16 protein-coding genes and 1 pseudogene are annotated in these 18,813 nt (G+C 72.2%); 7 read left to right on the forward strand and 10 right to left on the reverse strand.

Translation table 11 applies throughout. The annotated features are described in order from the left end of the window. The first annotated feature begins 140 nt into the window (after window positions 1-140). The gene (locus ARTHRO9V_RS04475; RefSeq protein ID WP_159825826.1) at window positions 141-872 is read left to right on the forward strand and encodes a hypothetical protein; all 732 of its coding nucleotides are present in this window, start codon (window positions 141-143) and stop codon (window positions 870-872) included. Further along, window positions 869-1,522, forward strand: a complete 654-nt coding sequence (locus tag ARTHRO9V_RS04480; protein ID WP_159825828.1) for a hypothetical protein — start codon at window positions 869-871, stop codon at window positions 1,520-1,522. Before ARTHRO9V_RS04475 ends, ARTHRO9V_RS04480 begins: the two co-directional genes overlap by 4 nt. A 111-nt stretch (window positions 1,523-1,633) precedes the next feature. On the opposite strand, the gene ARTHRO9V_RS04485 is transcribed toward ARTHRO9V_RS04480, so the two are convergent. From ARTHRO9V_RS04485 to ARTHRO9V_RS15870, 6 genes are all read right to left on the reverse strand, one after another. After that, window positions 1,634-2,140 carry a mycothiol transferase gene (locus ARTHRO9V_RS04485; protein ID WP_159825830.1) on the reverse strand — a complete coding sequence of 169 codons (507 nt, stop codon included), beginning with the start codon at window positions 2,138-2,140 and terminating at the stop codon, window positions 1,634-1,636. A 179-nt stretch (window positions 2,141-2,319) separates the two neighbouring features. Then, a complete protein-coding gene (locus ARTHRO9V_RS04490) occupies window positions 2,320-2,820 on the reverse strand; it encodes a MarR family winged helix-turn-helix transcriptional regulator (RefSeq protein ID WP_123572037.1) in 501 nt (166 codons plus the stop codon). A gap of 375 nt (window positions 2,821-3,195) precedes the next feature. Continuing rightward, a complete protein-coding gene (locus ARTHRO9V_RS04495; protein WP_159825832.1) occupies window positions 3,196-5,640 on the reverse strand; it encodes a GNAT family N-acetyltransferase in 2,445 nt (814 codons plus the stop codon). Beyond that, window positions 5,637-7,100, reverse strand: a complete 1,464-nt coding sequence (locus ARTHRO9V_RS04500; RefSeq protein ID WP_159825834.1) for a lysine N(6)-hydroxylase/L-ornithine N(5)-oxygenase family protein — start codon at window positions 7,098-7,100, stop codon at window positions 5,637-5,639. The genes ARTHRO9V_RS04495 and ARTHRO9V_RS04500 overlap by 4 nt, the downstream gene beginning before the upstream one ends. Further along, on the reverse strand, window positions 7,097-8,659 hold the full coding sequence (locus tag ARTHRO9V_RS04505) for a pyridoxal-dependent decarboxylase (RefSeq protein ID WP_201298914.1): 1,563 nt from the start codon (window positions 8,657-8,659) through the stop codon (window positions 7,097-7,099). Before ARTHRO9V_RS04505 ends, ARTHRO9V_RS04500 begins: the two co-directional genes overlap by 4 nt. Continuing rightward, on the reverse strand, window positions 8,652-8,774 hold the full coding sequence (locus ARTHRO9V_RS15870) for a hypothetical protein (protein ID WP_255477491.1): 123 nt from the start codon (window positions 8,772-8,774) through the stop codon (window positions 8,652-8,654). Before ARTHRO9V_RS15870 ends, ARTHRO9V_RS04505 begins: the two co-directional genes overlap by 8 nt. Before the next feature lie 96 nt (window positions 8,775-8,870). Between ARTHRO9V_RS15870 and ARTHRO9V_RS04510 the strand changes: the two genes are divergently transcribed. Then, complete coding sequence (locus ARTHRO9V_RS04510) at window positions 8,871-9,764, forward strand: siderophore-interacting protein (protein ID WP_201298915.1); 894 nt, start codon at window positions 8,871-8,873, stop codon at window positions 9,762-9,764. Between the two features lie 28 nt (window positions 9,765-9,792). Here ARTHRO9V_RS04510 and ARTHRO9V_RS15970 read toward each other — a convergent pair. The 4 genes and pseudogenes from ARTHRO9V_RS15970 to ARTHRO9V_RS04530 form a co-directional block, all read right to left on the reverse strand. Continuing rightward, window positions 9,793-9,918, reverse strand: a pseudogene (locus ARTHRO9V_RS15970) (LysR family transcriptional regulator); the annotation flags it as partial. Further along, window positions 9,915-10,751 (reverse strand): hypothetical protein, encoded by an 837-nt coding sequence (locus tag ARTHRO9V_RS04520; protein ID WP_055970915.1) that lies wholly within the window; start codon window positions 10,749-10,751, stop codon window positions 9,915-9,917. The gene ARTHRO9V_RS04520 and the pseudogene ARTHRO9V_RS15970, both read right to left, overlap by 4 nt. A 21-nt stretch (window positions 10,752-10,772) precedes the next feature. Further along, the gene (locus ARTHRO9V_RS04525) at window positions 10,773-13,124 is read right to left on the reverse strand and encodes an SDR family oxidoreductase (protein WP_159825836.1); all 2,352 of its coding nucleotides are present in this window, start codon (window positions 13,122-13,124) and stop codon (window positions 10,773-10,775) included. Continuing rightward, entirely contained in the window at window positions 13,121-13,942 is an 822-nt protein-coding gene (locus tag ARTHRO9V_RS04530) for a hypothetical protein (protein WP_159825838.1), read from the reverse strand. The genes ARTHRO9V_RS04525 and ARTHRO9V_RS04530 overlap by 4 nt, the downstream gene beginning before the upstream one ends. Before the next feature lie 98 nt (window positions 13,943-14,040). Here ARTHRO9V_RS04530 and ARTHRO9V_RS04535 point away from each other — a divergent pair, with 98 nt between their 5' ends. The 4 genes from ARTHRO9V_RS04535 to ARTHRO9V_RS04550 all read left to right on the forward strand — a co-directional run bounded on the left by ARTHRO9V_RS04535 (window position 14,041) and on the right by ARTHRO9V_RS04550 (window position 18,769). Further along, window positions 14,041-14,820 carry an SDR family oxidoreductase gene (locus ARTHRO9V_RS04535; protein WP_043595700.1) on the forward strand — a complete coding sequence of 260 codons (780 nt, stop codon included), beginning with the start codon at window positions 14,041-14,043 and terminating at the stop codon, window positions 14,818-14,820. After that, a complete protein-coding gene (locus tag ARTHRO9V_RS04540) occupies window positions 14,817-15,797 on the forward strand; it encodes a lysophospholipid acyltransferase family protein (protein ID WP_159825840.1) in 981 nt (326 codons plus the stop codon). The genes ARTHRO9V_RS04535 and ARTHRO9V_RS04540 overlap by 4 nt, the downstream gene beginning before the upstream one ends. Then, window positions 15,794-17,491 (forward strand): FAD-binding oxidoreductase, encoded by a 1,698-nt coding sequence (locus ARTHRO9V_RS04545; protein ID WP_370516177.1) that lies wholly within the window; start codon window positions 15,794-15,796, stop codon window positions 17,489-17,491. The genes ARTHRO9V_RS04540 and ARTHRO9V_RS04545 overlap by 4 nt, the downstream gene beginning before the upstream one ends. A gap of 417 nt (window positions 17,492-17,908) precedes the next feature. Then, the gene (locus ARTHRO9V_RS04550) at window positions 17,909-18,769 is read left to right on the forward strand and encodes a hypothetical protein (RefSeq protein WP_159825842.1); all 861 of its coding nucleotides are present in this window, start codon (window positions 17,909-17,911) and stop codon (window positions 18,767-18,769) included. The last annotated feature ends 44 nt before the right edge of the window (window positions 18,770-18,813 follow it).

Here is an 18,813-nt window from a genome sequence, read left to right on the forward strand (position 1 = left end):
TGCATCGTCCGGAACGGGGTTCTTCGTCGTGCGGGCGCCGTGCGAGGCAGACGAGCCGAGGAGGCGCGCCGCCGGCCCGCGGCGGACGTCCTGTGGACGGGGGCGCGGCTGGCAGGCCGCACGCCCCCTAGTCTCTCGATGTGCCCCCGACCCGCGACCGCCCCGGCCTGCTGCGCGTGCGCCTGGGGAACCGGCGGCGCTGGCACGTCGTCGACCCGTCGCTCGACGCGGCGGCGGCCGAGGCGGCGGTGGCCGAGCTGCGGCGGCGGAACGCGGGGACGTACGTCGGGCCGGTGCGGAGGGTGGTGCGGTACGCGCCGCTGCTCGCGTTCGTGCTGGTGGTCGTGGCGGGTGGCGCGGGCATCGACGACGTGGTCGATGCGTTGCAGCTGACCGAGGCGCTGGCGGAGGGGACCGTCAACCTCGTCGGCGGGATCGTCCTGTTCGGCGCCGCTGGTCTCGCCGCGAGGGGGGTGTGGGCGGTGACGACTCCCGACCTGCCGGTACCGGTCACGGCGCCCGGCATCGTCGAGGTGGACGACGACGTACTCGGGTGGGTCACCGACGAGACGCTCGCCTCGGACGTGTGGCGACTGAACGAGGCCGTGTCGTTGTACACGGAACTCGTCGAGGCCTCGTGGACGGTCGAGGAACTCCTCCACGGGTACGTCGACGTGGACGGCGACGGAGCACTGGAATTCGTGGGCGACCCGGGACCTCAGCTCGAGTTCCCACTCGACCGCCGCACGGACGCCCGGCCGCTCGTCGCCCTCAGCTCGGCGATCGGCGACGCCGCCGAGGCGCTCCGGGTCGTCGCGGGACCGCTGGGGTTCGACCCCGACCCCGTGCTCATGAGGGACGACGCGGCATGACGGCCTTCGTGAGCGTCGCCCGCGCAGACGACGAGACCCATTACCTCGTCACCGATCCGTCCGTCCCTCTCGACGTCGCCTTGGAGGTCGTGCGTCGGCGGGCCTTCGTCTCGAACGATTCGGCGGGCAGGCGCGTGGCCACCTGGGCAGGCGTGACGCTCGGGGTGGCCGTCGCCTGGTGGCTCGCCTGGGACGTGGCGGGCTGGCGGGAACCACCGTCGTTCGTCGTGCCCGTGGCCGCCGGAGCATCAGCGGGCGCGGCGACGTCGGCGGGTCTCCGTGCCCTCGCCCGCTGGATCGGCGGGCTCGGGACGCGCGGACGGGTGCGTGCCGGGCATCGCTCACGAGCCGAGACGCCCGGCGTCCTCGAGTACGTGCCCGTCGAGGTGCGGCAGTGGGCGGAAGCCGGGCACGCCCCCGTGGCGGACGTCGTGGACCTCGCCAGAGCCTGCGTGGCCACGCGATCCGCGCTCACGTCGATCGAGTTGTGGCGCGAGGCGACGTCCGACGGCAGCTGGCCACACGCGGACGCCGTCGTCGGTCCGGTGCTCGCCGCCGAGTACGAGGCGCGCCGGGCCGAGCTCGACGAACTGGCCGCGCGGCTCGGATTCACGGTGCCGGCCGAATTCCCGCCGTCCCTCGAGGACTGAACCCGCGCCTCCTGCGTTGGTGAGACCCCGGAAAGTCGTCGAGACACCCGCGCGCGCAAGAGGGTCTCGGCGGATTGCTGGCATTCGGTGGGGCGGCCGGCAGGCGGGCGGCTAGCGGCGGTCGAGCAGGCCGCGCACGTAGGAGGCCTGGCCGAGGTGTTGCACGCAGTCGTTCAGGATGCTGACGAGACGGGCGCCGGCCGTGACCGGAGGGTCCCAGGCCTCGTCGACCACGTCGTCGTACGAGGCGCCGTCGAGGTCGTCGAGGTAGCCGCGCGTCCGCAGCGTCACGGCCTCGAGGTAGCCGATCAACAGCTCGGCGTCGACCCGCACCGCGGCCACGTCGGCCGGGGACATGCCGTAGCCCATCTCGGCGGGCGAGAACGGCAGCGCGAACGACTCGGCCCAGCCGTCGGCCGTCCAGACCTGCTCCGACGCGGCGAGGTCGGCGATCTGGACGTCCTGCCCCCGCGCGGTGTGCCAGACGAGCCAGGCGATCGTGTTCGCCTCGTCGTCGGGGCGCCAGGCGAGGTCGTCGACGGAGAGGTCGGCGACCGCCCGCACGGCGATGGCGGGGAGGCGCGAGAAGGCTTCGACGAGGACGTCCGAGGGGGTCATCGACCCACCCTACGACCGGCCGCGTGCGCCCGTGCAGGTCGCGCGGACCATCCCGACGGCACCGAACCACCGATGTGGCGTCGAACCACCGGAGTGCGTGGTTCGACGCCACATCGGTGGTTCGACCCGGCGGTGGCGGTGGCGGCGGTGGCGGTGGCGGCGGCGGCGGCGGGGGCCGCTCAGCCGACGGCGTCGTCGCCGGCCGCGGCGCGCGTCAGCGAGTCGCCGATCGCGCGCATCGCCGCCGCGAGGAAGTCGAGGTGGTTCGGGTCGACCGCGTCGCGGAACGCCCGGCGGTAGAAGTCGTGGATCTGGTCGATCGCCTCGCGCCCGGCCGGGGCCAGTTCGAGCAGCACGCTCCGCCGGTCGGAGGGGTGCGGCTGGCGCGAGATGTACCCGCCGCTCTCGAGCCGGTCGACCAGGCTGGTCGTCGCCCCGGTCGACAGCTCGAGGAACTCGGCGGCGCGCTTCGGGGTCGTGTCGTGGTCGGTGGCGATGAAGGTCAGGCAGCGGAGGTCGGTGGTGCCCATGCCGAAGTGGTCGGCGACGACCTTCTGCACGCGCTCGCCCTGTCGCTGCAGCGACGCGTACGCCGAGAGCACGAGGGTCACGTCGAACTGGCCCTCGTCGTCGAGGGGCGGAGGGGAGCCGGCGGGCGGCTGGGGGGAGACGTCGGACATGGTGGGCTCTCTGCTGGCGGGACGGCGACGCGAGGACGGAGCGAAGACGAGGAGGCGCGGCGACGGACGCCACGGAGGCCACGATACCTCGCCGAGTGAGTTGTTCGAGCTTCGAATCACCCGCCCCGTGCAGCGAATGCCCAGCGCTCGATCGTTGCCTTCCCCTTGTCGGGCGAGTATCTTCAAACCCAAGCAACTCGACGGCGGTATCGTCGCTCGAGCAGCCCGACCCGCCGCCGATGGTTCTCCCCCTGTGATCGGCGGTGGCCCGCACGGCCCGTGGCCCTGCGCGGATCGGTGGTGGTCGACCGTGAATCGACCGCCACCTCCCAGGGGCGGAGGCGGCCCGACCGCCCCCGCCCCGGGGCGCCGCCCCTACCTCGCGATCGGGTTCGCCAGCGTCCCGGCGAAGATCAGCGACGACGACTGCGCCGCGAGGTCGACCATCTGGCGCGTGTCGCGCAGCTGCAGCCGGTTGAGGCAGGAGTGGTCGAAGCGTGTCGCCCGCAGGTCGACCGACCCCGGCAGGTCGGGGTGCTCGTCGGCGTGCCGTTCGACGCACTCGGCCACGAGCGCCCAGAACCGGGCCGCAGGCAGCACGCCGTCGCCGTCGAGGATGGCGGCCAGGTGTCGGAACACCCCGTCGAACACGTCCGTGAACACCGCCAACGCCTTCTCGCGGTCGTCGACCGGGTGCACGGTCCGCCGCACCGCCTCGGGGACCTCGCGCGGGGCGACGACGACGATCTCCTCGCCGATGTCCTTCATGAACGCGGCCGTCGGCACGCACCCCTCGAGCACGAGGATGACGTTCTCGCCGTGCGGCATGAACGCCAGGTCGTGCGCCCTCAGGCAGTGCACCACCGGTCGGAGGTAGGCGTGCAGGTACGACCGCAGCCAGTCCTCCGCCGACAGCCCCGAGGCCTTCACGAGGGCCGAGGCGAGTGCGTCGCCGGCACCGTCGCGATGCAGCAGCGCCGCCATCGTGGCGAGCCGCTCACCCGGGCCGACCAGCGGCACCGGGCTCTCGCGCCAGAGCGCGGCGATCATCTTCCGGTGCGGCGACGACGTCGTCGTCCGGTGGTAGGCGTCACCGGTGTAGCCGACGGAGGCGCGCTCCCTCAGGACCCGGAACCGCGCCTCCTGCAGGGTCGCGTCGGTGTGCACGAGGTCGTGCACCCAGTCGTTGATCGCGGGCGTCGGCCTCATGTAGGCCGGCGAGAGGCCGCGGACGAAGCCCATGTTCTGGATCGCCAGCGCCGTCTTGACGTAGTGCCGGTCGGGCCGGCTGCGGTTCGCGAAGGTGCGGATCGACTGCTGCGCCTGGTACGTGTCGTCGCCCTCGCCGAGCAGCACGAGGTCACGCCGGGCGACGTCGGGGGCGAACGAGATCGAGACGCGGTGCTGCCACTGCCACGGGTGCACCGGCAGGTAGTGGAACCCGGCCGGGTCGAGGCCCTTCGCGGCGAGGGTGGCGTCGAACCGGGCGACGCTCTCGGGGCCCAGCTCGGCCTGCCACAGCGTCCTCTCGTCGAGTCCGGCGCCGAGTGCGAGGTGCGTCACCGACCGACGCGCCGCCAACCAGACCAGCCGGACGGGAGCCGCGGCCTCGGGGGAGAAGGCGTGGAACTCGTCGAGTCCGAGGCCGATGCGCCCGGCGTTCGCGACGAAGCCCGGGTGCCCCTCGGTCATCGCCGCCTCGACCGTCTGGAAGTCCGCGGTGGTCAACCGCTCGGCGGTCGGGCCGCCCCGGTGACGTTTGTAGGCGGCGCTCGCCAGGGTCGACGAGACCTCCTCGAGGTAGGTGGCGAGCAGCGACTCGGGGATGCCGAGCAGGTCGTCCAGCTCGACGACCAACGCGAGGGCGTCGAGGGGCTCGGGGCGGTCGTCGATCGTGCGGGTGACCGTCGTGTCGTCGATCGCCCAGTGCTCGAGGGCCAGCCGGCGGGCCGTGAACCGGTAGTCGATCCGGTGGCCGTCGTGGTCGAGGGCGACCCGCCAGGCGCCGTCCGTCGCAGCGGCGTCGGCGTCGTCGTCGTCGACTGCGGGGGCGGTCGCGGCGTCGTCGTCGGCCACCGGGGCGATCAGCCGCTCGTGGGCGAACTCGCTCAGCGCCTTGGTCACCAGGTGCCGATGAGCCCAGTCCACGGGGCCGGGGGCGAGGTGCGCCGCCGCCCGGTCGTGTCGCGTCAGGACCGAGAGCCGAGCCGTCTTGTCGGGCAGCTCGACGTCGCCGAGCGCCCGGAACCCCACCTCGTCGTTCTTCGCCGCGATGCGGTCGTTGGTCACGTCGGGCTCGACGACGATGCGCCTCGCCCGCTCGATCTCGAAGACGAAGTCGACGACGCTCGCCATGACGGCGCTGGTCAGGCCGTGCACCCGTTGCCCGCGCGGGGGAGCGACGAGCAGGTGCATGCCCACGTCTCCGGGCTCGGCGTCGTGCACCTCGGTCAGCAGCACCTCGGCCGGGTCGTAGGTCTCGACGAAGAACGTCGGTTCGCCGTCGACCCGGCCGAGCCAGGCCTGCTGGTGCGGGTCGGCGTCGATCGCGGCCAGGTAGGCGCGCACCTCGTCGGTGCTCAGGCCCGCCATCTGCCAGGCGGCCGATGCCGGGTGCGCCAACCACCGGCGGAGGCAGACGACGTAGGGGTCCGCGGCGAACGGCTCGATCGTGACGAGCCCGCAGGAGGCGCGGCGCGAGAACGCCACGCCCGTCGCCCGCTCGACGGTGCGGGACGGCGCTGCGGATGCCGCGGGCGCTGCGGGTGCCGCGGGGGAGGCTTCGGGCGCTAGCGCCTCGGTGTCGTGGGTGGTGCTCATCGGGTGACCCGCGCCTCCTCGGTCGGTGTCGGTGTCGGTGTCGCTGTCGGTGTCGGCCCGTCGGGCCGGCCGAAGGTCTGGAAGGCGATGCGGCGCTCGATCGGGTAGGCCTCGCGGCCGGTGATCGAGGCGATGATGCTCGAGTTGCGCCAGGCGCCGAAGCCGAGGTCGGGGGCGGTGAGGCCGTGGGTGTGCTCCTCGGCGTTCTGGACGAACAGCCGTCCCCGGCCCCCGTCGATCGAGTAGTCCCGGGCCACGGCGAGGCGGCCGAGGTCGTCCCGGTCGACGCGGTCGCCGAGGGCGTCGAGGAACGACGGCAGTCGTGCGGCATAGCCCGTCGCGACGACGAGCGCGTCCGTGCGGCGGGTGGTCGTCGTGCCGAGCTGCGCGTGCCGGACCGTGATCTCGAGCTGCTCGTCGGCGTCGACCCACCGGGCGTCGACCAGCTCGGTCTCGGTCAGCAGGGTCGAGTCGACCGGCCCGTCGACGCTCAGCCGGTAGAGCGTGTCGTACACGTCGTCGACGAGGTCGCCGCTGATGCCCTTGTAGAGGCTGCGCTGTTCGCGGCCGAGGCGGTCGCGGGTCTCGCGCGGCAGCGAGTGGAAGTGGTCGGTGTACTCCGGGCTGGTGAGCTCGAGCGTGAGCTTCGTGTACTCCATCGGGAAGAACCGCGGCGAACGGGTGACCCAGTCGAGCCGGTGCCCCGGTCGGTCGCCGACGCGGCTCGTGTCGAGCAGGTCGCGGTAGATCTCGGCGGCCGACTGCCCGCTGCCGACGATCGTCACCGAGTCGGCGGCGCGCAGGCGGTCGCGGGCCGTCAGGTAGTCGGCGCTGTGCACGACCCGGCCGTGGGCGTCGCCCCGGCCGTGGGCGTCACCCCGGTCGGCGAGGCGCTGCAGCGGCTCGGGGAGGCGCGGCTCGGTGCCCACCCCCAGCACGACGTGTCGGGCGTGCCAGGTCTCGACGGCCTGGTCGGCAGCACGTCGCGAGCTCACGACGTACGTCCCGTCGGGCTGCTCGTCGACGCTCGTGACGCGTCGACCCCACCGCAGGGTGTCGAGCTGGCCGGCGACCCAGCGGCAGTAGGCGTCGTACTCCGCGCGGAGCGGGGAGAACTCCTCGCGGATGTAGAACGGGTAGAGCCGCCCGGTCGCCTTCAGCCAGTTCAGGAACCCGAAGCGCGAGGTCGGGTCGGCCATCGTCACGAGGTCGGCCAGGAACGGCACCTGGATCGTGGCGCCCTCGATCATCATGCCGGGGTGCCAGGCGAAGCCGTCGTTCTCGTCGAGGAACACCGCGTCGACGTCGTCGAGCGGGTCGGTCAGGGCGGCCAGGCCGAGGTTGAACGGGCCGAGGCCGATGCCGACCAGGTCGTGGAGGCGCGGGGCGTCGCGCGGGGCGTCGCGCGGGGCGTCGCGCGGGGCGGTGGCGGCCACGGCTGCCGTGGTGGCGGCGGTCATCGGGCGACCTCCGTCCCGGCGGCGACGAGGGCGGGGGCGTCGCTCTCGAGCAGGGCCCACGAGGAGGCGCGGACCAGCTCGAGCACGCCCCTCACGTCGTCGAGACCCGCGCCCGGGTTGAGCAGCGTCAGCTTGAGGCAGGGACGCCCGTCGGCCACGGTCTTCGCGACGATCGCCCTGCCGGACTCGAAGAGCACGCGTCGGACGAGGGGGACGAGCCGGTCGGCGGTGGCGTCGTCGACGCCGGACGGCTGCCAGCGGAACAGCGCCGTGCTGAGCTGGGTCTCGGCGAGCAGCACGAACTCGTCGTCGCCCCGCAGCAGGTCGTGGGCCCCGGTCGCGAGGTCGATCACGCGGTCGACCAGCTCGCCGACGCCGTCGGCGCCGAGGGCGCGGAGCGTCGCCCAGAGCTTGAGCGCGTCGAACCGTCGGGTGGTCTGGAGCGACTTCGAGACCTGGTTCGGTTCGGGGTCGGTGAGCGGGTTGAGGTAGTCGGCGTGCCAGGCGACCGGGTCGAGGTCGTGCCCGTCGCGCACGATGAGGGCACTCGACGACACCGGCTGGAAGAACGTCTTGTGGAAGTCGACCGTGACCGACCGGGCGTGCTCGATGCCGTCGAGCAGGTGCCGACGCGTCGGCGACACGAGCAGGCCGCCCCCGTACGCCGCGTCGACGTGCAGCCACACGCCCGTGCGGTCGCAGACCTCGGCGACGGCGGCGAGCGGATCGAGGCAGCCGCGATCGGTCGTGCCGGCGGTCGCGACGACGGCGACCGGCAGGTGTCCGGCCTGCACGAGGGCGTCCAGGGTGACCGCGAGGGCCTCGGGTCGCATCCGACCGGCGTCGTCGGTGGGGACGGTCACGACGGCGTCCTCGCCGAGGCCGAGCAACCGAGCCGACTTCTGCACGCTGAAGTGGCTCTCGGCGGTGGCGACCACGACCATGCGGCCGAGCAGGTCGTGCAGTGCCGTGGCGCGCGGGACGGGTCGGTGGCCGGGGGCGGCGGTGCCTCGCAGCCGCGCCTCCTCGTCCCTCGCTTCGGCGCGGGCGCGCGCCGTGGCGTGCTCGCGGGCGAGCAGCAGGGCGTGCAGGTTCGACTGCGTGCCGCCCGAGGTGAAGACGCCGTCGCGGGTGGCGGGGTCGAAGCCGATGCGCTCGGCGGTCCAGTCGACGAGGCGACGCTCGATCAGGGTGCCGACGGCCGACTGGTCGTAGGTGTCGACGGAGGGGTTGACCGCGGCGAGCACGGTCTCGGCCGCGACCGCCGGGAGGGCGACCGGGCAGTTGAGGTGCGACTGGTAGGCGGGGTCGTGGAACCAGACGGCGTTCGCCGTGAAGAGCTCGTCGACCTCGCGCAGGGCGTCGTCGAGGCCGGTGCCCGGGGCGTCCAGGTCGACGGCGTCGACGAGGTGTTGCAGGTGCGCACGGCTCTTGCCCGAGAAGGGTTGGCGCGTCGTGCGGAAGCGGTCGGCGATCCGGGCGACGGCGGCGCCGGTGAGGCGCTCGTACTCGTCGGCGGTCGCGGTGGTCAGCAGTGCGGACGCGTGGCGTTCAGACACGGGTCTCCTTCGGATCGTGGAGCGGTGGGGCAGGCGCGGTGTCGCGCATCGTGCGGGTCGTGCTGGTCGTGCGGGTCGTGCGGATGGTGCGGATGGTGCGGGTGGTGCTGGTCATGCGGGTCGTGCGGGTGGCTCGACGTCGGCGTGCCCGTCGGAGGCGTGGTCGACGACGTCGGATGCGACCCGCGGTTCGTTAGGTTAGCCTTACCTTATGTCGACCCGCCGTCCGCCCGTCAAGCCCGCCGACCCCCGAGTGCACCGGCTCGAGGTGCTGCGTTCCGAGCGCGTCTCGCCGAGCTTCCAGCGCGTCACCGTCGTCGGCGACGACCTGCACGAGTTCGGCGGCATGGGCTTCGACCAGTGGTTCCGGCTGTTCCTGCCGGTGCCCGGCAGCGACTCGTTGAGGCTGCCCCGGGCGACCACGTCGCTCTGGTACGCGCAGTACCTGGCGATCCCCGAGGCCGAGCGGCCGCACTGCGCGAACTACACGGTGCGCGAGTTCCGGCCGGCGGGTCCGGCGGGTGCGGGTGCGGGGGCGGCCGGCGCGGGTGCCGGTGCGGCCGGTGCGGCCGGTGCGGGCGGGGCCTCGCGCGCCGAGCTCGACATCGACTTCGTGCTGCACCGCGGCGGGTCCGGCGAACTCGAAGGAGGCGCGGCGATCTGGGCCTGCGCCGCCCGCCCCGGCGACGCCCTCGGCCTGCTCGACCAGGGCGTGCTCTTCAACGCCCCCGACGACGCGACCGAGATCCACCTGGTCGCCGACGAGACCGGGTTGCCGGGGACGGAAGGCATCGTGCGGTCGCTGCACCGCGCCTCCGTCGGGTCGGTGATCCAGGAGGTGCCGACCCGGGCCGACGTGCGGCCGCTCGACGCGCCCGACGGCGTCGAGGTGACGTGGGTTGTGCGGGACGAGCTCGACGCCCGGGCGCTCGGCGCATTGGGGTCCGGCAGCCGGCCGCTCGGCGGCGACGACGACGCAGACGGTCGGGGTGCCGGGGGTGCCGGGGGTGCCGGGGGTGCCGGGTCGGGGTGGAAGGACTCGCCAGTTCGTCCTCGGCGACGACCACCGCCGCCTTGCCAGCCTTGGTCAACCGGTACGGCGTGACGTCGCGGTCGAACAGCTTCGCACCGAACTCGAGCTCGAGGGCCTCGATCGACGATTCGAGCTTCTGGCGCGAGATGCCGAGCTTGTCGGCCGCCACCGGGAAGTGCAGCACGTCGGCCGCGACCAGGAAGTGCCTCAGGTGGCTGGTCTTCACGCCGTGGCGACCGAACCGGCGGAGGAGCCGCCGACCGAGTCCGCACGGATGCCCAGGCCGTCGAGGGCCTTCTGGAAGATCGTCAGACCGCTCATGCCCGGCAGGTTCGAGATGTTCTGGTCGAGCTTGACGGCGGCCTTGCGGCCCTCTTCGCCGCTCATCAGCTGGCCGAAGACGAACTTGACGTCGTCGACCTCCATGATGGACGAGCCGACCGGGGCCCAGACCTTCGACAACAGGAACCGCGTCAGCTTCTGCGCCTTCTTGCTCGCGAGCAGACGCTCACGGGCCTGCGAGACGTAGAACGCGACGTGGCGGGCCTCTTGCTTGGCGATGCGCTTCAGCAACTCGGCGAGGACCGGGTCCTGTTCGAGCTCGGCCATGCGCTTGTACGCCGACACGGCCGAGTACTCGTTGGCCGCGCCCCACGACATGTGGACGGCGACGAAGTCGGAGCCGACGATCTTGCCGAGCAGACCCTGCTTGACCGGGTCGAGGCGCTCACGCCAGCCGAGCTTGAGCCGGTTCGCGCGGAGCTGGTCGTAGTCGACCGTGATGCCGTGGACCTCGAGGATCGCGGCGAGGGCCTCGCCGTGCCAGAACTCTTCGCGGTTCCACATCGTCATGAACGTGGTCATCTCGTTCTCTTTGTGAGAAGGAGTCGTGAGCAGGTCACGGGTGTAGCAGACCGTGTGGTACTCGACATCGGCCATGTAGCGCAGCGTCCGCAGCGAGTCGGCCGAGAGCGGGTTCTTCCGGAAGTGGTCGAGGTCGAGGTCGTCCCAGCTCAGGCGTTCGGAGGTCGCGGCGAACTTGTCGATGTCGAAGGCCATGTGATGTCAGGAGGCGCGGGCTCAGGCCCTGCCTCCGTCTCCTTTCGCTGTGGTGCTGCTGGTGCCGCTCGTGGTGCTGGTGCCGCTTCTGCCGTGGGGGCCGCTGCGAGTCCAATCGCGGATGCTCCATCTTCTTCGGAGCGCCTCGCGTGCCAGATTGCTGTCGGGGTTGACCGCGTTCGGGTGGCCGACCATCTCGAGCCAGGCGAGGTCGGCGAACGAGTCACCATAACCGTACGACCCCGAGAGATCGATGTCGTTCGCCTGGGCGTACTGGCGCAGCCAGGCGGCGCGGGCCTCGTCGACCAGCGGAGGCTGTGCGAGGTAACCCGTGTAGACGCCGCTGCGCTGGTGCATCGTGCTGGCGACGACGTCGTCGAAGAGGTGTGCCAGGGGAGTCGTCAGGGTGTCGATCGAGCCCGTGACCAGGACCGTGCGGTGCCCGGCGGCACGGTGCTCGGCCAGTCGGGCGAGCGCGTCGGGGAGGGTGTGGCGCAGGACCGTGTCGGCGTAGCCGCGTGACCGGACCACGCCCGAGAGCCGCGCGACGGGCATGCCCTCGTACCGTCGGGAGAACGTACGGATGAACTCGCCGCGGTCGCGACCCTCGGCCCGGAGGTAGCGCGGCAGCGAGGTGAGCAGGCTGGCGACCTCGCCGGGCCAGGCGGCCTTGCGGAACCCGGCCGAGCGCACCCAGAGGTACTGCTCGACGATGTTGCTGTCGAGCACCGTGCCCTCGAGGTCGAACACGGCCACGACGTCGTCGCGCGGCGGCAGGGCCCGCGTGTCGGCGACGGCGGCCGACGCGGCGGGGCGCACCGAGAACGCCCGGGTCATCGAGGTGATGGACGGGAAGTGCACTTCTTGGAAGTAGGCCTCCCAGTCGACGTCGGTCACGTCGAAGCCGATGTCGGCGGGCGAGCCCGCGGGGAGTCCGGCGTGCAGGGCCCGGGTGCGTCGGTCGTCGAAGATGATCTCGGACTGCACGTAGTGGCGGTAGAGGTCGGTGAGGCTCTGCAGCGACTCGAGGTCGGCCCGCCGCGTCTGGACCCCGGCCAGCGCCGTCCGGGTGCGCAGCGTGCTCGGCAGTCGCGTGAGCACGGCCTCGCGGACGTCGTTGACGCGGTTCGCTGTGCGGATGGCACCCTCGACCTTGCGCACGCCCGGGAAGTTCCAGTGCGGCGCCTCGATCGACGAGTGCTCGTCGCGGGGCAGCGGGTTGGCCGTGAAGAACGCCTTGAGGTTCTCGAACATGCGCAGGATCGAGAACGGGTTGCTGCCGCCCGAGCTGGCGTGGAAGTACTGGGGGCTGCCGGCCTCGACCGGGTTCGCCGCGACGGTGAGGATGACGTTGACGACGTAGTCGACCGGGATCACGTCGAGCACGCTGTCGGGCACGCCGGGGAACTCGGGCAGCAGCCCGCGGGCGTACGACATGATCAGCGGGTCGGCGACCTTGAAGCCGTCGATCCAGCCGGGGTAGGGGTGCCGGTGGGCGCTCTCGACGATCGCCGGTCGGACGACCGACAGGCGGTGCCCGGCCTCGGCCCAGAGCTCTTCGGCGGCGCGCTCGGCGAAGGCCTTGGTCAGCGTGTAGACGTCGGTCCAGCCGAGCGTCTCGGCCCGGGTGCGTCCGTAGTCGACGAGACGGGCCTTGACCCAGGCGACGCGGGCTTCTTCTGCGGCCGTGGCGACCGCCTGCGGACCGGTCTTGCCGTGCGCCGCACGACCCTGGGCGAGGAAGGTGCGAAGCGTCTCGGGCTGGCGGGAGGCGGCCTCGACCCGGGCGCGGGCGTCGGCGGCGGCGGCGCGCTCGACACGCCAGTCGACGGTGTGGCCGAGCGACGCCTCGGGGAACACGCCCTTGCGGATGCCGCCGACGTAGGCGGTCGACACGTGCACGACGTGCGGGTCGGTGCCCGTCTTCCGCAGGGCCTCGTAGAGCCCGACCGCCCCGCCGACGTTGGTCTCGAAGGCCTGGTCGATCGGCGGGTCGAACGACACCGTGGACGCGCTGTGGATGACGACGTCGAGGTCGTAGGGCAGGTCGGGCAGGTCGCCCAGGCCGCTCTCGATCACCCGGAGCCGCTCGGCGAGGGCCTTCTCGACGCCCTCGGCCCCGACGGCCTCGCGCCACGAGGCGAAGACCGGCTTCTTCAGCAGGTGCCGCAGACGCCCCTCGGCCGAGGTGCCGGCCTTCGGTCGGATGAGGAGCGTGACCGTCGTGCCGGGGTGCGACGAGAGCAGACGCTCGAGGATCGCCTGGCCGACGAAGCCGGTGCCGCCGGTGAGCAGGACGTGCGAGCCGCCGAGGTCGACTCGGGTGGCGCCCGGGGTCTGGTCGGGCAGCGCGAGGCCGGGGGTGGAGCTCATGCGGTCAGCTTTCTGGTCACGGCCGCCCCGACGGAGGCGTCCAGGCCCGGCAGGTCGGCGACCTGCGCGCCCACGCGGTCGGCGCGCAGGTGGCCCTCGGCCCCGCCGAAGACGGTGGCGTCGAAGAAGGTGCGCTCGGAGTCGGCGCGCTCGACGGCGCCGATCGGCCAGACGGCCGTCAGCAAGGAGGCGCGGGTCATCTTCACCGACCGGCGCGAGTCGCGCAGGCGCCAGTCGGCCTCGCTCGCGAAGAACTGCTCGTGACGACCCTTCACGACCCTCACACGGTCGATCACGGTGGTCAGCGTGGGGTGTGCCGCGAGCTCGTCGAGGCGGTCGTATGCCTCTCGGAGCACCCATTCGTCGACGGCCCCCGTCGTCGTGTGCACGGCGACGATGGGGGACCCGACGGTGATGGCCTGGAGGGCCCGGGTGATCGGGCCACGGCGCTCGACGGCCTCGGAGGCGGCGTGACGCTTGGGCCCCTCGGTCACGTCGCGGTTGCGGGGCTCGCCGTGGGCCTCGAGGACGGCGTCGAGGGCGTCGGCCAGCCAGAACTTCTCGAACGCCCACGTCACGAGGAACGCGGTGACCCGAGTGTCCTTGTGGGTGGCCGTCACCAGGAGGTTGCGCAGGTTCTCCATCGTGGCGCTCTCGAGACGTCCGAGATGGCGGACGAGGCGCAGGGCGTCGGGGCCCAGGGGGCGGTCGGCGAAGCCGGACAGGTCGAGGTCGGGGCGCCAGTTGCCCTGGGCCGTCTTGGTGAACTCGCGGATGTCGAAGTCGGGGTCGGCGCGCGGGGCATCTCTGGTCGTCATGACAGGGGGTCCTCCGGGGCAGAAGTGGACGAGGCGAGAAGGGCCTCGAACGTGTCTCGATGCGCGCAGTCTGCTCTCAGCACCGTATCGTAAGCGGCATGGCTGTAGCGCTCGTCACCGGGGGCACGTCCGGCATCGGAGCCGAATTCGCCCGCCAACTCTCCATGCGCGGCTGGGACATCGTCCTGGTCGCTCGTGACCTCACCCGACTCGACGAGACGGCGACCGCCCTGCGCGCGCTCGGCCGTGACGTCGAGGTGCTCGCGGCCGACCTCGGCGACCGTGGCGACGTCGACCGGGTGGCCGAACGGCTGGCCGACCCGACCCGCCCCGTCGACCTGCTGGTGAACAATGCCGGTTTCGGCATGCACACCCCGCTGACCTCCACCGACGTCGCCGCGCACGACCTCGCGTTCGAGGTCATGTGCCGGGCCGTGCTCGTGCTCTCGGGTGCGGCGGCGAGGTCCATGCGCGAGCGCGGCCGCGGTCGCATCGTCAACGTGTCGAGCACCGCGGGGCTGATGGCCATGGGCAGCTACTCGGCGATCAAGGCGTGGGTGACCTCGTACAGCGAGGGTCTCTCGGTCGAGCTCAAGGGCACCGGCGTGGGCGTCACGGCCCTCCTGCCGGGCTGGGTGCGGACGGAGTTCCATCAGCGTGCCGGCATAAAGTCGTCGTCCATACCCAACGCCCTGTGGCTCAGCACCGAACAACTCGTGGTCGCCTGTCTGCGCGACGTCGACAAAGGCAAGGTGATCTCCATGCCCACGCTTCGGTACAAGGTGCTGATGGGATTGGTCCGGCACGCCCCCAAGGGCGCCGTCCGGGCCGCGTCCGGCGCGATCTCGTCGAGCCGCCGCAAGCCGGTGGGGCAGTGAGCGTGAAGGACGACGGAGAACGACGCCGCGAACACGCCCGCCTCGACGCCGTGGCCCAGCGGGTCGACGACGTCAGGGCCGACGTCGCCCAGCGAGCCGGGGACGTCGCCCAGCGGGCCGGTGGCGTCGCCCAGCGTGCCGGTGACGTCGCGAGCGACGTCCGCGACCGCTTCAGCTCGCGGCGACACGCGATGGCCCGCTACGTCGCGCAGCGCATGGTGCTCAAGCCGACGATCTGGTCGATCACCGACGTGACGGTCATCGACCGCGACCGGGTCGAGGGCCTCACCGGGGGCTTCATCGTCGTCGCGAACCACTCGAGCCACCTGGACGCGCCGCTCATCCTCGGTGCCCTGCCGCGCAAGCTCGCGCGCTACCTGGCCACGGGCGCCGCGGCCGACTACTTCTTCGACGTGCCCTGGCGGCGTCAGCTGACCGAACTGTTCTTCAACGCGTTCCCGGTGCAGCGGGGCTCGGGGACCCCGGCCTCCGCGGTCGACGCGACCCGCGCCTCCTCGTCCGGTGCGTCGGCGGGGTCGACTCCGCAGAGCTCGGCCCGCCGACGTGCCGCGGCCAAGGCGGCGGCCCGCGGGCGCCAGGGGCAGCCCACCGTCAGTGCTCGATCGCTGCTGCAGCGCGGCTACCCCGTGCTGGTGTTCCCCGAGGGCACCCGCTCGAAGGACGGCACCGTCGCCGCCTTCAAGCCCGGCGCCGCCGCCCTCGCCTCGGCCTGCGGCGTGCCGGTCGTGCCGCTCGCCCTGATCGGCGCCAACATCGCCCAACCGCGCGGCCGCAGCTGGCCCCGGCCCGGCCGACTGCCCGTCGGAGTCGCGTTCGGCGACCCGATGCGGCCCCACGACGGCGAGTCCGTCACCGACTTCTCGACGCGCGTGCGCACCGAGATCCTGCGTCTGAAGGACGCCAACACCGCCCGCATCCTGGGCCCGTCAGACCCGCTCGAAGGAGAACGCCCGTGACCGACGTCCAACCGAAGAAGAGTCCTGCCGTCGACGGCGTCAAGCACATGAAGTGGTGGGGCTGGGGCGTCGAGGGCGTCGCCTTCCACCACGACGACAAGCCCGCCTTCGCCCCCTTCGTCAAGAAGATCGTGGGCGTCGAGTTGTCCCAGGGGCACGACACCGGCCTCTCGTTCGACGACCTCGACGTCCCCTCGTCCCGGGTCGGCACCGAGGTGCTCGACTCGCTCGTGCAGATCGTGGGCGACGGCCAGGTCGTCACCGACGACCACGACCGGGTCGTCCACACCTACGGCAAGAGCATCCGCGACCTGATCCGCATCCGCGCCGGACGTCTCGACCGGGTGCCCGACGTCGTCGTGTACCCGGCCGACGAGGACGAGATCCAGCGCATCGTCGACCTGGCCGTCGCGAGCGACCTCGTCCTCATCCCCTTCGGCGGCGGCAGCAACATCGTCGGCAGCCTCGAACCGCTGCCCGCGGAGGAGCGCACGATCGTCTCGCTCGACATGGGCCGGCTCGACAAGGTGCTCGACATCGACGAGGACGGCGGACTGGCGCGCATCCAGGCCGGCGGTCAGGGCCCCGACCTCGAGGAGCAGCTCAACGCCCGCGGTTGGACCCTCGGGCACTTCCCGGACAGCTTCACCCACTCGACCATGGGCGGCTGGGTCGCCACCCGTTCGTCGGGCATGCAGAGCGACAAGTACGGCGACATCGCCGACATCACCAAGGGGCTGCGGGTCGTGCGCCCCGGCGGCGTGCTCTCGATCCGCGCCGTGCCGAGCGCGTCGACGGGTCCGTCGCTGCGCGAGATGATCATCGGCAGCGAGGGACGTCTCGGCGTCATCACCGAGGTCACCGCCCAGGTGCACCGCCTGCCCGAGAAGCGCGAGATCCTCGCCTACCTGTTCCCGTCGTGGCACGACGGCCTCGCCGCCATGCAGGCCATCGCCGAGAGCGACGTGAGCCCGTCGGTCACCCGCGTCAGCGACGCACACGAGACCGCCTTCTCGTTCGCCACGTCGAAGCCGGGCAAGGGCATCTCGCAGAAGGTCACCGACCTGCTGCCGACCATCCTGAAGGCCAAGGGCTGGGACGTCGACGCGATGTGCCTGTCGTTCATCGGCTACGAGGGCAGCCCCGAGCACGTCGCCCACACCCAGAAGGCCGTCGCCAAGATCGTCAAGGCGAACAAGGGCATGAGCGTCGGCAAGGGGCCGGGCAAGCTCTACGACCAGAAGAAGTTCGACACGCCCTACCTGCGCGACTTCTTCATGGACCACGGAGGCGCGGCGGACGTCTCCGAGACCGCCGCCCCCTGGTCGAAGCTGCGCCTCGTGTCGTCGCGCGTCTACGCCGCGGCGAACCAGGCCTTCGACAGCATCGGCAAGCAGGGCTGGATCATGGGCCACCTGTCGCACTCGTACCACTCGGGCGCGTGCCTGTACTTCACCTTCGCCTTCGAGCACGGTGACGACGCCGAGGCCGAGTACGACGTGGTCAAGCACGCCATCCAGCAGGCGTTCATCGACACCGGGGCGACCGTCTCGCACCACCACGGCGTCGGGCTCGAGCACCAGCCGTGGCTCGCACAGGACGTCTCGCCCGAGGGCGTGGCCGTCATGCAGGGGCTGTTCGACTCGGCCGACCCGGGGCGCGTGTTCAACCCCGGGAAGGTGACGGGCGCGTAGTCCCACACCGCGCCTCCTGCGCTGTCGCCGCGCCGCTGCCGCGGCCGCCGCGCCGCCGCACCCCGCCACGAGATGGTCACAGCACCCCGATTAATCCGGGTGCTGTGACCATTTCTCGGTGTTGTGCGACAGTGCGCGTCTCGCACACAGCGATGGCTGCGTGGAGGCCGTCCACAAGGAGGCGCAGCTCGGCTCTCGAGGGTGGGCTGCGGGGACACTCTCGGGTGCGTGACCGACGCGCTTCCACCCCTCGTCTTCGCCGCCACCTACGGTTCTCAGACCAGGCACGGCACCGCCCTGCGACGTGACGCGAGTCGCGGCCTTCTGCATCGGGTGCACCCCGGGGCCTACGTCGACGCGGCCGACTGGGCGTGTCTCGACGGACGTCGACGGCACGTCCTGACGACGAGAGCGGTCATGGCAGGCCTGTCGCCTCGGGTCGTCGTGTCGCACGGCTCCGCCGTCGCCCTCCACGGGCTGCCGAGCGTCGACTGGCCGCGGGGGCCCATCCACGTCATCGATCCCGGTCGGGACCGGACGCAGGCGACCGCACGAGTCGTTCGCCACCCGGGTCCGATCGATGCCCGCGACACGGTCACGGTCGACGGGCTCGTCGTGACGAGCGAGGGGCGTACGGCGGTCGACAGGTCGCGGACGGCGTCGTTCGCCGACGGAGTGCTCTGTGTCGACGCCGTCCTTCGCCGCGCCGCCGCCCGGGCGGGATGTTTCGACGCGCCCGCGCGACGCGGCCCGCATCCGTCCGCCGGTCACCGGTCGGGCGTGGACGCGGCGGCAGACGCCATGCGCCGTCTGCTGTTCGAGCGCCTGGACCGCGAACCCGGTGCCCGAGGACTCGCGACGGCTCGTCAGGTCACGGCGTTCGGCACGCCCTGGGCGGAGAACGGCGGCGAATCGCTCTGTCGGCTCGCGCTCCTCGAGCTCGGTGCTCCCGAGCCCGTGATGCAGGTCGAGATCTTCGACGGCGCAGGGCTGGCGGGACGTTGCGACTTCGTGATGGGTGACGTGGCGCTCGAGTTCGACGGCAAGGCCAAGTACGACGACGCGGCGATGCGTGCGGGACGGGTGCCGTCGGCGGTGGTGAAGGCCGAGAAGGCCCGTGAGCGGCGACTCGTGCGATCGGGTGCGATCACGGCGATCGGTCGATGCGACGCCGAGGACGTTGCGCTCCGCCTACCGCTCGCCAGGGTTCTCCGAGACCTCGAGGTCGAGCTCAGGCCACGGCAGAACGCCAGGATGTGGCCACACCGCCAGATCTAGGCATGGTGCTGTGACCACTTCGTGGCGGGGTGGCGGGGTGGCGG

The organism is Frigoribacterium sp. 9N, from assembly GCF_902506305.1.
In the GTDB taxonomy this organism is placed as follows: domain Bacteria; phylum Actinomycetota; class Actinomycetes; order Actinomycetales; family Microbacteriaceae; genus Frigoribacterium.